We start from the raw sequence: 12,607 nt of genomic DNA, 5'->3' as shown, positions 1-12,607 counted from the left end.
AACCGTAACGACTGGATCGCCTCAGCGCGACAAACCGTCGGGCTACTGCTCGAACAGGCGGCGGCCGGCGTCGCGGCAGGCGGCGAGCGCGGCGCGCGCGTACTCCGGGGTGGCCCCGGCCAGCCCGCAGGCCGGGGTCACCACGACCTGCGTGGCGGCCTGCTCGGCCGGGAAGCCGAGCTTCGACCAGAGGGTACGGACCGCGTCGCTCGCCTGCGCCGCGGTCGGCGCCGCGTCGCCGGGTCGCGACCGGGTGTGCGGGTCGGCCTGCCCCGCGGCGGTCGGACCGGCCTGGGGCTGCGGGGTGGCCGCGACCGCCCCGGCGAACAACCCGAGCCCGGCGTCGATCGCCTCGCCCAGCGGATCCAGATCGGTCAGCAGGGCGAGGTCGGCGGCGACCGCGGTGGCGCCGGCAGCCCGCAGCAGCGCCAGCGGCACCCCCGGTGCGCAGCAGTGCACCACCACCGGCACGCCGAGCCGGTCGATCATCGCGGCGAGCAGGTCCCGGGCGGTGCTGGCCGCGATCGACCGGTAGGTGTGCAGGCCGCTGTCGGTGCGGACCATCCCGGCAAGCACCGCCGGCAGGGACGGTTCGTCGAGCTGGAGCAGGATCCGCGCGCCGGGCACCCGGCGGGACACGTCGGCGAGGTGACCACGCAGGCCTTCGGTGAGCGAGTCGGCGAGATCACGGACCGCCCCGTGGTCGCGCAGCAGTCGGCCGCCGAGCCCGACATCGAGATTCGCGGCGAGGGTGAACGCCCCGGCCGCCTGCAGTTTCAGCGGCCCGACGTACCCGTCGGCCTGTTCAGTCAACTGGTCGAGGTCGCGTTCGCGCAGGTCCAGAGCGTGCCGCAGGTCGCGTCCCGACCGGGCGGCGACCCGCCAGCGGCCGGCGTACAGCTCGACCGGCAGGTCCACCAGGAAGGTCGCGCCCCGACCGATGATCTCCGCGCCCGCGCCCCGGTCGGGCAGCTCCGGCAGGTGCGGCAACGCGGGCAACTCGCCGAGCACGATCCGTTGCGCCTCGGCGATGTCAGTGCCGGGCAACGATCCGATGCCGGTGGCGGCACCCACCGGCCACGGCCACACACCACTGGGCTCGCTCTGCTCACTCGGGTCGGTCACGGCCACGGACTCTACCCACTCGCACCCACCCACCGCTGAAGATCGCGACGATCTTGCACTTATCGATGGACATTTCGGGCAAATGCTCTCGATAAGCGCAAGATCGTCGCGATCTTGGAGGGGTCAGGTGGTGATGGTGGCGGAGCCGAGCACGACATCGCCGGCCGGGTCGGGGCGGTAGACCACCATCGCCTGGCCGGCGGCCACCCCACGGACCGGCTGATGCAACTCGGCTCGCAACCCGTCGTCGGTCACCTCGACCACCGCTGGCACCACCGACCCGTGCGCCCGCACCTGCAGCAGTACCTCGACCGGCCCGTCCGGCAGCTCACCGCCGATCCACACCGGACGCTTCCCGGCAACCGTGGTCACGTCGAGTGCCTCGGCCGGACCGACCGTCACCGTGTTACTGGTCGGCGTGATCGACAGCACGTAGCGGGGCCGCCCGTCCGGTGCCGGCACCCCGAGCGCGAGGCCCCGACGCTGGCCGACGGTGTACGCGTACGCCCCATCGTGGTTGCCGACCACGGCACCGGTCGTCGCGTCGACCACGTCGCCCGGGGCGCTGCCGAGGCGGTCGGCCAGGAACCGGCGGGTGTCCCCGTCGGCGATGAAGCAGATGTCGTGCGAGTCGGGCTTGTCGGCCACCGCCAACCCGCGCTGGGCGGCCTCGACCCGCACCTGCGCCTTGGTCGCGTCGCCCAGCGGGAACATCGCCCGATCCAGCTGCGCCCGGTTGAGCACCGCCAGCACGTACGACTGGTCCTTGGCCAGGTCGACGCTACGCCGCAGCAGACCGTCCGGGCCCAGTCGGGCGTGGTGACCGGTGACCACCGCGTCGAACCCCAACGCCACCGCCCGGTCCAGCACCGCCGCGAACTTGATCTTCTCGTTACACCGCAGGCAGGGGTTCGGGGTACGCCCGGCGGCGTACTCGGCGACGAAGTCGTCCACCACGTCGGCGTGGAACTGCTCAGCCATGTCCCACACGTAGAACGGGATGCCGATGACGTCGGCGGCCCGCCGGGCGTCCCGGGCGTCCTCGATCGTGCAGCAGCCCCGGGCACCGGCGCGGTACGTCTGTGGGTTGCGCGACAGCGCCAGATGCACGCCGGTCACCTCGTGCCCGCCAGCCACCGCCCGTGCGGCGGCCACCGCCGAGTCGACCCCGCCGGACATCGCCGCCAACACCCGCACCCCACACACTCCTGCCCGTCGTCGGTTCGGCGATGCCGAGGTCCGCGCCAAAGTCGTTCCTGTCGAGGTTAGCCCGCGCCCGTCCGGCTGGCCGCCGGCGCCGACCGGGCACCCCGGACCGAGCCGGCCCGGCGGGCCCGTTCCACCGCGCCGGGCAGGGCCGCCGCCAACGCGTCGACCTCGACGGCCGTCGAACTGTGACCCAGACTGAACCGCAACGACGACCGGGCCCGGTCGTCGTCGGCGGCCATCGCCAGCAGTACGTGCGACGGCTGCGCCACACCGGCCGAACAGGCCGATCCGGTGGAACAGGCGATCCCCTGCGCGTCCAGCAGCAGCAACAACGCGTCGCCTTCGCAGCCGGGGAAGGAGAAATGAGCGTTTCCCGGCAGCCGGTCGACCGGGTCACCGTTGTAGACCGCGTCCGGCACCAGTTGACGTACCCGCCTGACCAGGTCGTCGCGCAACGCGCCCACCCGGGCGGCGTGCTCGGCCTGACGCTTGACCGCGACCTCCACGGCGACCGAGAAGGCGGCGATACCGGCGGTGTCCAGGGTGCCGGAGCGTACGTCCCGCTCCTGGCCGCCGCCGTGCAGCAGCGGGACGCAGCCCACGTCCCGACCGAGCAGCAGCGCGCCCACGCCGGCCGGGCCACCGACCTTGTGACCGCTGATCGTCAGCGCCGCGGCGCCGCTCGCCGCGAAGTCGACCGGCACCTGGCCCAGCGCCTGAACGGCATCGGTGTGCAGCGGTACGCCGGACCGGGCGGCCACCGCCGCGAAGTCGGCCACCGGCTGGATCGTGCCGACCTCGTTGTTCGCCCACATCACGGTGACCAGGGCGAGCTCGTCGTCGGCGGTGTCGATGGCGGTCCGCAGCGTGTCGGCGAGGACCCGGCCGGTGGAATCCACCGGCAGCCAGGTCACCTCGGCGCCCTCATGGTCGGCGAGCCACTGCACGGCGTCGAGCACGGCATGGTGCTCGACCGCGCTGGCCAGAACCCGGCGTCGCCGCGGATCGGCGGCGGTACGTGACCAGAAGATTCCCTTGACCGCGAGGTTGTCGCTCTCGGTGCCCCCGGCGGTGAAGACGACCTCTGACGGGCGGGCCCCGAGGGCCGCGGCGACCCGTTCGCGCGCCTCCTCGACCGTACGCCGGGCCGCCCGACCGGGAGCATGCAGCGACGACGCGTTGCCGACCTGACGAGCGGTGGCGACGTAGGTCTCCACCGCCTCGTCGAGCATCGGCGTGGTCGCAGCGTGATCGAGGTAGGCCATCAGCAGGAAGCCTATCCGCCGGGTCCGCCGAGCCAGCACAGGCCGCCACCAACGCACCTCGGTGTCCAGTCCGGGGCCGAACCGGTACCGGCCCCGACCCTGTTCGACCCTGGGCGGCACGTCGAACTTGCCGCTGTCCGGGTCGATGCCCGGCTGGCCGACGTGTCGGCCGAGAAGTACGACGACGATCCGACGCACTCCGGCAACAGCCTGCTGCGGGTGCGTCCCTGCCCGGCTGAGACACCCGTGGTACGCCAGCCGGGCCGGGACCCTTGCGCGGGGTCGCGGCCCGGACGGCGGCACGGTCGGTCACTTACGCTTGCGGATCTCCTCGGCGGCCTGCGGGACCACCTTGAACAGGTCACCGACGACACCGAAGTCGGCGAGTTCGAAGATCGGCGCCTCGCCGTCCTTGTTCACCGCGACGATGGTCTTCGAGGTCTGCATGCCGGCCCGGTGCTGGATCGCCCCGGAGATGCCCAACGCCACGTAGAGCTGCGGCGAGACGGTCTTGCCGGTCTGCCCGACCTGGAACTGGTGCGGGTAGAAGCCGGAGTCGACCGCTGCCCGGGAGGCACCGACCGCGCCGCCGAGCAGGTCGGCCAGCTCCTCGACCAGCTTGAAGTTGTCGCCGCTGCCCACGCCACGCCCGCCGGAGACGACCACCGACGCCTCGGTCAGCTCGGGACGGGAACCGGACTGCTCGGTGACCCGCTCGACGACCTTGGCGAGCTTGTCGGAGTCGGCGATCTGCACCTGCAACTGCTCCACCTGCGCGGTGACCGGCGCCGGCTCGGGCGTCACCGAGTTGGGCCGCAGGGTGACCAGCGGCAGCCCGCGGGTCACCCGGGACGTCACGATCGTCGAACCGGCGAACGCGACCTGGGTCGCGACACCGTCGGCGGCCAGGTCGACCACGTCGGTGAGCAGGCCGTTGTCCAGCCGTACGGCGAGCCGTCCGGCGATCTCCTTGCCCTCCTGGGAGGAGGCGAGCAGCACCGCGCCGGGCTGGACCCGGCCGATCAGCTCAGCCAGTACGGTCACCTTCGGGGCGACCAGGTAGCCGTCGATCTCCTCGCTCTCGGCGGCGTACACCTTGGTGGCGCCGTACTCGCCGAGCTTGTCGGTCATCGCGGCGGCCGCGCCGGGCCCGCCGAGCACCACCGCGGCTACCTCGCCGCCCAACGTACGGGCCAGGGTCAGCAACTCGAGGGTGACCTTCTTGACTCCGAACTCACTGGTTGCCTCGACGACAACGAGAACTTCCGTCATTTCATCCACCCCGCTCACACGAACTTCTCGGATGCCAGGTACTGGACCAGCCGGGCGCCGGCGTCACCGTCGTCGACGACCTTCTCGCCGGCCGAGCGCGGCGGGCGCTTGTGGTGCTGGACGACCTCGCTGGTGGCGCCGTCGAAGCCGACTTCGGCCGGGGTGACCCCCAGATCGGCCAGGGACAGGCTCTGTACGGGCTTCTTCTTCGCCGCCATGATCCCCTTGAACGAGGGGTACCGGGGCTCGTTGATGGTGTCCCATACCGAGACGACCGCCGGGGTGGCCGCGGTGACCACCTCGTAGCCCTCTTCGTTCTGCCGTTCCACCGTCAGCGTGGTGCCGTCGACGGTGAGCTTTCGGGCACCGGTCAGCGCGGCGATGCCGAGCCGTTCGGCGAGCATGTGCGGCAGGACCTGGACCCGGCCGTCGGTGGACTCGGCGCCGCAGAGGACGAGGTCGGCGGCGAGGGTACGCAGGGCTGCGGCGAGGACCTTGGAGGTGGCGACCGCGCAGGATCCACGCAACGCGTCGTCGACGACGTGCACGGCCTTGTCCGGTCCCATCGACAGCGCCTTGCGGATCGACTCGGCGGCCCGGTCCGGCCCCATGGTGAGGACGGTCACCTCGCCGCCGTTGGCCTCCCGCAGCCGCAGCGCCTCCTCGATCGCGTACTCGTCCATCTCATTGATCACGTTGTTGGCCGACCCACGGTCGACGGTGTTGTCCGCATCGCTCAGCGCGCGTTCCGCGCCGGAATCGGGCACCTGCTTGACGAGTACGACGATGTTCATCGCGCTTCGACACCCCTCCTGTAGGTGGTGCTGCTTGCCGCTCTCGGCGCAGCCTGCCGCGTTCCTTAACGATCGGTCAACCGAGCAGCGGTGTGGAATGTCCCACGCCCCATGTTACCCGCTGGTAGCCAAGGGCCAAACGGCACCACCCGACCCGTCAGGCGGACCTGGGCCACCCACCGGCGCGGACCAACATCCGACCGGTTGGAGGTCAGGACGGTGTTGCCAGTGCCTGCTTGATCTTGGAGATGATCGCCGTCTCGGCGGCGTCGACGCCGGAGGCAGCCCCCGCGACCCGGTCCGCCGCGCCGGTCACCGTCGCCCGGTACTGCTCCAGGTCGTGCGGCGACTTCGCGGTGAGAATCGCCACCGACCTCCGCAGCGCCGGCAGGACCAGAGCCTCCACCGCCTCGGGCGTGTCCCGGGGCAACTTGGGCAGCCCACCGGTGGTCAGAACGGTCTTCACCAAACCGGTGGTGCCGGCGAAGGCATCGGATGCGGCGAAGCTCTCCTTGACCATCGAGAAGAGCCCCGGATCGGCGTTCGACACCAGGTAGACAGCCCCGAAGGCCCCTGTCTTCAGCGTGTCTCGCTCGTCATCGGTCAGCTCGGCCACAGTGGGTGAGTCTAGCCGTCGATAATCATCCGCGTGTGGAGTGCGCTACGCCAATGGTTCGACCCCCAGGAGCTACGCGGGGTCGGCACCGCCCCCGACTACCGGTTCTCGCTGGCCAACGAGCGGACCTTCCTGGCCTGGATCCGGACCGCGCTGGCCCTGGTGGCCGGCGGGCTGGCCATCGCGCAGTTCCTGCCCGAGCTCTCCATCGCCCACCTGCGGGAAGCACTCGCGGTGGCTCTGCTGCTACTCGGCGGCACCGTGGCACTGCGGGCGGTGGACCACTGGGCACGTACCGAACGGGCGATGCGGCTCGGACATGACCTGCCCACCTCACGCTTTCCGGCGTTCCTCGCCATCGTCGTCGGCGCCGGCGCCATCGTGCTGACCGTCGTGGTGCTGGTGGAGGCTTCCCGTGGCTGACCCGGCTGCGGCACCGTCCCCGGTGACCCGGCCGGCGGCGGCGCCCAGGGACCCCGGGCTGCAGCCGGAGCGGACCCGGCTGGCCTGGCGACGCTCGGCGCTCTCACTCACCCTGGTGGTGCTGTTGACTGCAAGGTTGGCCGTCGAGCGGGGCGGCGCAGCCATAGTCATCGGGCTGATCGCGGTCGTCGGCTGGGCCGCGCTGATCGGGTACGCGTACCGGCGGGCCACCGGTGCGCGCCGGCCGGCAGCTGGACAGATCAGTGGCGAAGTTCCGCTGTTGGGACTGGTCACCGCCAGTTACGCCGTCCTCGGAGCCATCCTGATCCTCGGCTGACTAGGCTGATCCCGCCGGGCGGGGCATCATTGCGGGATGGCCCGCGTGTTCATCTTGCTTTTCATGCTCCACGTCGTGCTCATGGCGGTGGCGCTGATCAGCTGCCTGTCGGCAGAGAAGGGTGACGTCCGCGCCCTGCCGCGCTTCCTCTGGGTGCCGGTCATCATCGCGCTACCCATCCTCGGACCAGTCGCCTGGTTCCTCAGCCGCCGGCCCGGCTTCGGCAGCACACCACCGCTCGGCGGCACCGCCCGACCGACCGGGACCCCACCCAAACGCAACCGGCCCGCCGCCCCCGACGACGACCCTGAGTTCCTGCGTGCCCTCGACTCCGAGCAGTCGAAGCGCGACCGCGAACTCTTCGAACGGTGGGAGGAGGATCTGCGCCGCCGAGAGGAAGAGATCCGCCGGGAGGAAGAGACCCGCCGGGAGGACGAGACCCGCCGCCGGGACACCGGCGGCTGGGAGGACCGCCGACCCGAGCCGTGATCCGCTCGGGCCGGCGAACCTGCTGGTGGTCACTCGGCGTGGTGATCACACTCGGCGCTTGAGCCGGGCCAACGCCAGCGGGGCAAAGACCAGCGCGATCCCGGCGGCCCAGAGCAACGAGTAGCCGACCGGGCCCGCCGCAGCGGTGCCAGCGAGCAGGCCACGCAGCGCGTCAGCGAGGATCGTGACCGGGTTCACCTCCACCCATGCCTGGAGCCAGCCCGGCATCGTCTCGGCCGGAACGAAGGCGTTGCTGGTGAAGCTGAGCGGAAAGATCACCATGAAGCCGAAGATCTGCACCTTCTCCGGCTCGCTGACCATGAGCCCGACCAGGACCGAGATCCACGACACGGCCAGGGTGAAGACCAGGATCAGCGCGAACGCACCGAGCAGCCCGAGCAGGCCACCGCTGACTCGGAAGCCGAGGATCATCCCGACGCCGAGCAGGAGCGAAACGGACCAGGCCTGCTTGACCGTATCGGCGGAAATCCGGCCGGCGAGCGGCGCCCATCGAGCGATCGGCAACGACCGTAGCCGGTCGAAAACGCCCTTGGTCAGGTCGGTGTTCAGCCCGAAACCGGTGGTCATCGTAGCGAAGAGGGCGTTCTGCACGATGATGCCGGGCAGGGCGAAAGTCAGATAATCCCCCGGCGACCCGGCGATCGCCCCGCCGAAGACGTAGGTGAACAGCAGCACGAACATCAGCGGCTGGATGCTGAGGTCCAGCAGCTCCATCGGGTTGTGCTTGATCTGCACCAGGCTGCGCCACGCCAGGGTGCCGGTGTGCCGCAGCCCGGCGACCGGGCTCACCCACGTCTGCCGGCCCGACACCTCGGGCGCGGTGGTGACAGCGGTCACGATTTGGTCCCTCCCATGGCGGTGGCGGTGGGCTGCGGGCCGGAGCCAGCCGACGGCCGCTGCCCGGTGGTGGTCTCCGGGCCGGCGCCGCTCGGCTCGGCCCGATGGCCGGTGAGCGACAGGAACACCTCGTCCAGGCTCGAGCTGCGCAGCGCCAGCTCACCCACCTGGACGCCGGCGTCGTCGAGCCGGCGCACCACCGCCGGCAGCAGCTCCGGATCGGCGGTACTGACCGTCACGGTGGTCTGCGCCAACGCCGGCTCATGACCGGACAACTCCCGCAGGGCGGCCAGCACGATCGGCAGCTGCGTCGGATCGGTCGGCCGTACGGCCAGCACCTGCGCGCCGGTCTTGGCCTTCAGCTCCTCCGGGGTGCCCCCGGCGATCACCTGGCCGTGGTCCACCACAGCGAGTTCGTCGGCGAGCTGGTCCGCCTCCTCGAGGTACTGGGTGGTCAGCAGCACCGTGACACCGGTCGCGACCAGCCCACGGACCAGTTCCCACAGCTCGTTGCGGCTGCGCGGGTCCAGACCGGTGGTCGGCTCGTCGAGAAACAGCACCTGGGGCCGACCGACCAGGCTGGCAGCCAGGTCGAGCCGGCGGCGCATACCGCCGGAGTACGTCTTCGCCGCCCGGTCGGCGGCGTCGGTCAGATGGAACTCGGCCAGCAGTTGGCGGGCCCGGGACCGGGCATCCGGCCGGGACAGGTCGAGCAGCCGGCCGATCATCACCAGGTTCTCGACACCGGTCAACGTCTCGTCGACCGAGGCGTACTGCCCGGTCAGGCCGATCAGCTGGCGGACCTGATGGGCTTGGCGGACCACGTCGAAGCCCTGGACGCGGGCGTGCCCGGCGTCCGGGTGCAGCAGGGTGGCGAGCACCCGGACCGCGGTGGTCTTGCCCGCACCGTTGGGCCCGAGCAGCCCGAACACGGTGCCGGGGCGTACCGCGAGATCCACCCCGGCCAGCGCGGTGGTGGAACCGAAGCGCTTGACCAGCCCTTCGGCCCAGATCGCGTGCGACATCTCCGCTCCTGTCGTTCGTCTGTGCACACCACAATGAACGACGGGGCCGACATTTTGCCAAGCAATTGCCGACCCGCTCGGGTCGGCGACCCGACAACCTGCGGCTCGGACCAGGCCTGAGACCCGCGATTCAGGCCAGGTTCGACGAACGCGGGTAGGCGTCGTCGGGGTCGGTCAGCACGTTGACCAGGTACGGAACCCCGGCGTCGAAAGCCCGTCGCAACGCGGCACCGATGTCCCCGGCCCGCCGGACGGTCTCCCCGGCACCGCCGAGCGCACCGACGATCTCGTCGTAACGCAGTCCCGGCTGCAGATCGGCGGCGACATCGTAGCCGTACATGGCGCGCATCGGGTGCTTCTCCAGACCCCAGATGCCGTTGTTGCCGACCACGATCACCACCGGCAACTTCTGCCGGGCCAGCGACTCGACGTCCATCAGCGAGAACCCGGCCGCGCCGTCGCCCATCAGGACGCAGACCTGCCGGTCAGGGTAGGTCAGTCGGGCACCCATCGCGTAGCCCATGCCGGTGCCGAGACAGCCGTACGGCCCAGGGTCGAGCCAGCTGCCGGGCACCGCCGGCTCCAGGTAGCGGCCGGCGTAGGAGACGAAGTCGCCGCCGTCGCCGATCGTCACGGCGTCCGGGTCCAACACCGCCCGCAGCTCGCCGTAGATCCGCCCCGGGCGGATCGGGTCGGTGTCGGCGGCCAGTTCGACCGCGTCCCGGGCCTTGGCCTTGTCCTCGGCGACGCGCAGCTCCGCCAGCCAGTCGGCGTGGTCGTTGCGCTCGCCCGGGTGGTCGGCCAACGCGGACAGGATCAACCGCAGGTCGCCGGCGGGTGAGACGGCCGGCTGTACGTGCGTCGCCCGCTGGCTCGGCGCGTCGACGACGTGCACCACCTGGGCGGCGCCGAAGTCACCGAAGCCGAGGCGGAAGTCCAGTGGCGTGCCGATCACCACGACCACGTCGGCACCGCCGAGGGCGACCCGGCGTGCCTTCGCGAACGACAGCGGATGGCCCGGCGGAAGTGCGCCGCGCCCCATTCCGTTCGTGAAGACCGGCACCCGCAACGCCTCCGCTGCCTCCCGCAGTGCGGCGATGGCGTCGGCCGCGTACACGTCGGATCCGGCGATGATCACCGGGCGTTCGGCGGCGGCGATCAACCGGGCCGCCGCGCCGACGTCGTCCGGGTCAGGCTCGATCACCGGGACCGCGTCGGGCGTGGGCGCGACGACCTCGCCGGTCGAGAAGATCACTTCCAGCGGCAGGTCGAGAAAGGCCGGGCCCCGGTGCGGGGTGAGTGCCGCGGTCAACGCGGCGGCGACCGCCGCCGGCACGTCGTCGGTCGAGGTCACCGTGGCCGCGTGTTTGGTGACCGGTGCGACCAGCGGCACGTGGTCGATCTCCTGCAGGCTGCCCGAACCCCACCGGAACGCCGGTGCCCGCCCGCCCACCACCAGCACTGGCGCGGCGTTGAAGAAGGCGCTGGTCAGACCGGAGATGCCGTTGGTGACGCCGGGCCCGGCGGTCAGTGCCGCCAGCCCTGGGCGGCGCTGCAACTTGGCGACCGCCTCGGCGGCGAACACGGCGGTCTGTTCGTGCCGCACGTCGTAGATCGGCAAGCCGGTGGAGTGCGCCGCGTCGTAGAGCGGGAAGAGGTGCCCGCCGGAGAGGGTGAACAGCTCACGTACGCCGTACGCCCGCGCGGCGGCCAGGGTGAGCGCTCCGCCGTGACCCTCGATCCGCTCCGTCATCGTCGGTCTCCTCCCATCGAGCGGGCCAGCCGGTCGGCCCACCCCAAGTAGGTTACCGCCCAGTCACTTAGCCCTGGGATCTCAGCGGCCGGTGAAGTCGGGCTTACGCTTGGCAACGAAGGCCGTCATCCCCTCGGTGCGGTCGTCGGTGGCGAACAGGCCGGCGAACAGCTGGCTCTCCCAGGCCAACCCGGACGCCAGGTCCATCTCCAGGCCACCGTCGATCGCCAGCTTCGCCGCCTTCACCGCCTGCGCCGGGCCGCCGACGAACGGGCGGACGAGATCGAGCGCCGCCGCGTACACCTGGTCGGCCGGCACGACGAGGTCGACCAGGCCGATCCGCTGCGCCTCGTCGGCGTCGACCATCCGGCCGGTCAGGATGATGTCCTTGGCCCGGGCCGGACCGACCAGGCGGGCCAGCCGCTGGGTGCCGCCGGCACCGGGGATGACGCCGAGCTTGATCTCCGGCTGGCCAAGTTTCGCGTCCTCGGCGACGACCCGCCAGTCGCAGGCCAGTGCCAGCTCACAGCCGCCACCGAGGGCGTAACCGGTGATCGCGGCGACCACCGGCTTCGGGATCCGGGCGATCGCGTCAAAGGCGCTGGAGAGTTGCGCCGCCCGGGCCGACATGTCCACGTACGACATGTCGGCCATCTCCTTGATGTCGGCGCCGGCGGCGAAGACCTTCTCTCCGCCGTAGACCACGACCGCGCGGACCTGCTCGTCGTCGGAGATGGTCCGGGCGGCCGATCGCAGCCCTTCCTGTACCTCGGCGTTGAGCGCGTTCATCGGCGGTCGGGAGAGCCGGATGGTGGCGATGCCACCATCGACCTCGACCAGCACCAGCTCGGACACGGCAGACCTCCCCATTGACGTCGCGTTGTGAGACAGCCTACGGCCAACGCCAGAGAGTGGGTAACGTGATCCACAACGTGAGGAGGGCAGCCGGTTGACTACCTACTACGATGACAAATCGGTACACATAACCTCTGCTGAGATCCGGGTGGACCAGCAACGACATCCGCTCACCGACCTGCACCGGATCTGGCAGCGGCGCGGTGCCCGATCGTGGAGTGCCCTGGCTGGCCGGGGGATGGTCGGGGTCGCCTTCCTCGCGCCAGTGGTCACCGCGATCCTCGGCCTCGTCACGGCGTTGACCATCAGCGCCTCGCCGACGGTCACGATCACGCTGATCGGCGGTTCCATCCTCGTCGGACTTGTCATCGTGCCCTTGGCCGACCTGCTGCTCGGCCTGCTCGACGACTCGTACGACCGGGGCGCGCATCTGCTCGAACTCTGGGCGGAGGTGCGGGGCACTCCGGTGCTGTTGGTGTCCAGCCGCGACGCGCTGCGGATGGGCCGCATCCACCGGGCGCTACGGCGCGCGGTCGAGGCCGCGCTGGACGCCGAGGCCCTCGCCGAGACGAGCGCACCGGCGCGC

General features: G+C 71.2%; 13 protein-coding genes and 1 pseudogene. 4 read left to right on the top strand and 10 right to left on the bottom strand.

Annotation, left to right across the window (positions count from 1 at the left end; genetic code table 11):
* Positions 1–42 precede the first annotated feature (42 nt).
* The 6 genes from ACFHVL_RS17560 to ACFHVL_RS17535 all read right to left on the bottom strand — a co-directional run bounded on the left by ACFHVL_RS17560 (position 43) and on the right by ACFHVL_RS17535 (position 6,281).
* Positions 43–1,125 carry a methionine synthase gene (locus ACFHVL_RS17560; protein ID WP_416629102.1) on the bottom strand — a complete coding sequence of 361 codons (1,083 nt, stop codon included), beginning with the start codon at positions 1,123–1,125 and terminating at the stop codon, positions 43–45.
* A gap of 123 nt (positions 1,126–1,248) precedes the next feature.
* Entirely contained in the window at positions 1,249–2,322 is a 1,074-nt protein-coding gene (gene mnmA, locus ACFHVL_RS17555) for a tRNA 2-thiouridine(34) synthase MnmA (protein ID WP_416629100.1), read from the bottom strand.
* Between the two features lie 68 nt (positions 2,323–2,390).
* Entirely contained in the window at positions 2,391–3,599 is a 1,209-nt protein-coding gene (locus ACFHVL_RS17550; RefSeq protein ID WP_416629137.1) for a cysteine desulfurase family protein, read from the bottom strand.
* 309 nt (positions 3,600–3,908) lie between these two features.
* The gene (locus ACFHVL_RS17545) at positions 3,909–4,871 is read right to left on the bottom strand and encodes an electron transfer flavoprotein subunit alpha/FixB family protein (RefSeq protein WP_416629099.1); all 963 of its coding nucleotides are present in this window, start codon (positions 4,869–4,871) and stop codon (positions 3,909–3,911) included.
* Positions 4,872–4,885: 14 nt separating this feature from the next.
* Positions 4,886–5,665, bottom strand: coding sequence for an electron transfer flavoprotein subunit beta/FixA family protein (locus ACFHVL_RS17540; RefSeq protein ID WP_416629098.1), 780 nt, complete (start codon positions 5,663–5,665; stop codon positions 4,886–4,888).
* 211 nt (positions 5,666–5,876) lie between these two features.
* Complete coding sequence (locus tag ACFHVL_RS17535; protein WP_416629096.1) at positions 5,877–6,281, bottom strand: hypothetical protein; 405 nt, start codon at positions 6,279–6,281, stop codon at positions 5,877–5,879.
* A gap of 33 nt (positions 6,282–6,314) precedes the next feature.
* Between ACFHVL_RS17535 and ACFHVL_RS17530 the strand changes: the two genes are divergently transcribed.
* From ACFHVL_RS17530 to ACFHVL_RS17520, 3 genes are read left to right on the top strand one after another with little or no spacing between them, the layout of a single operon-like run.
* Complete coding sequence (locus ACFHVL_RS17530) at positions 6,315–6,704, top strand: YidH family protein (protein WP_416629095.1); 390 nt, start codon at positions 6,315–6,317, stop codon at positions 6,702–6,704.
* Positions 6,697–7,041: a DUF202 domain-containing protein gene (locus ACFHVL_RS17525; RefSeq protein ID WP_416629093.1), complete on the top strand. Its 345-nt coding sequence runs from the start codon at positions 6,697–6,699 to the stop codon at positions 7,039–7,041. The genes ACFHVL_RS17530 and ACFHVL_RS17525 overlap by 8 nt, the downstream gene beginning before the upstream one ends.
* Before the next feature lie 36 nt (positions 7,042–7,077).
* Positions 7,078–7,530: a PLD nuclease N-terminal domain-containing protein gene (locus tag ACFHVL_RS17520; RefSeq protein WP_416629091.1), complete on the top strand. Its 453-nt coding sequence runs from the start codon at positions 7,078–7,080 to the stop codon at positions 7,528–7,530.
* Between the two features lie 45 nt (positions 7,531–7,575).
* On the opposite strand, the gene ACFHVL_RS17515 is transcribed toward ACFHVL_RS17520, so the two are convergent.
* From ACFHVL_RS17515 to ACFHVL_RS17500, 4 genes are all read right to left on the bottom strand, one after another.
* Entirely contained in the window at positions 7,576–8,391 is an 816-nt protein-coding gene (locus ACFHVL_RS17515; protein WP_416629136.1) for an ABC transporter permease, read from the bottom strand.
* Positions 8,385–9,413, bottom strand: coding sequence for an ATP-binding cassette domain-containing protein (locus ACFHVL_RS17510; protein WP_416629088.1), 1,029 nt, complete (start codon positions 9,411–9,413; stop codon positions 8,385–8,387). Before ACFHVL_RS17510 ends, ACFHVL_RS17515 begins: the two co-directional genes overlap by 7 nt.
* A 130-nt stretch (positions 9,414–9,543) precedes the next feature.
* Positions 9,544–11,166 (bottom strand): acetolactate synthase, encoded by a 1,623-nt coding sequence (locus tag ACFHVL_RS17505; protein ID WP_416629087.1) that lies wholly within the window; start codon positions 11,164–11,166, stop codon positions 9,544–9,546.
* Between the two features lie 81 nt (positions 11,167–11,247).
* On the bottom strand, positions 11,248–12,021 hold the full coding sequence (locus ACFHVL_RS17500; protein ID WP_416629086.1) for an enoyl-CoA hydratase/isomerase family protein: 774 nt from the start codon (positions 12,019–12,021) through the stop codon (positions 11,248–11,250).
* Positions 12,022–12,115: 94 nt separating this feature from the next.
* Between ACFHVL_RS17500 and ACFHVL_RS17495 the strand changes: the two are divergent.
* Positions 12,116–12,544 (top strand): annotated as a pseudogene (locus ACFHVL_RS17495) (DUF6232 family protein); the annotation flags it as partial.
* Positions 12,545–12,607: the final 63 nt, after the last annotated feature.

Origin of the sequence: Micromonospora sp. LOL_023, from assembly GCF_048060115.1 — a bacterium.
GTDB lineage: Bacteria > Actinomycetota > Actinomycetes > Mycobacteriales > Micromonosporaceae > Micromonospora_E.
This window is presented reverse-complemented; position numbering and strand designations above follow the sequence as displayed.

What these genes read in the sequence shown, in the direction of transcription:
- ACFHVL_RS17550 (WP_416629137.1), bottom strand. Translation starts at nt 3,599, where the DNA reads ATGGCCTACCTCGATCACGCTGCGACCACGCCGATGCTCGACGAGGCG.
- ACFHVL_RS17510 (WP_416629088.1), bottom strand. Translation starts at nt 9,413, where the DNA reads ATGTCGCACGCGATCTGGGCCGAAGGGCTGGTCAAGCGCTTCGGTTCC.
- ACFHVL_RS17540 (WP_416629098.1), bottom strand. Translation starts at nt 5,665, where the DNA reads ATGAACATCGTCGTACTCGTCAAGCAGGTGCCCGATTCCGGCGCGGAA.
- ACFHVL_RS17520 (WP_416629091.1), top strand. Translation starts at nt 7,078, where the DNA reads ATGGCCCGCGTGTTCATCTTGCTTTTCATGCTCCACGTCGTGCTCATG.
- ACFHVL_RS17545 (WP_416629099.1), bottom strand. Translation starts at nt 4,871, where the DNA reads ATGACGGAAGTTCTCGTTGTCGTCGAGGCAACCAGTGAGTTCGGAGTC.
- ACFHVL_RS17505 (WP_416629087.1), bottom strand. Translation starts at nt 11,166, where the DNA reads ATGACGGAGCGGATCGAGGGTCACGGCGGAGCGCTCACCCTGGCCGCC.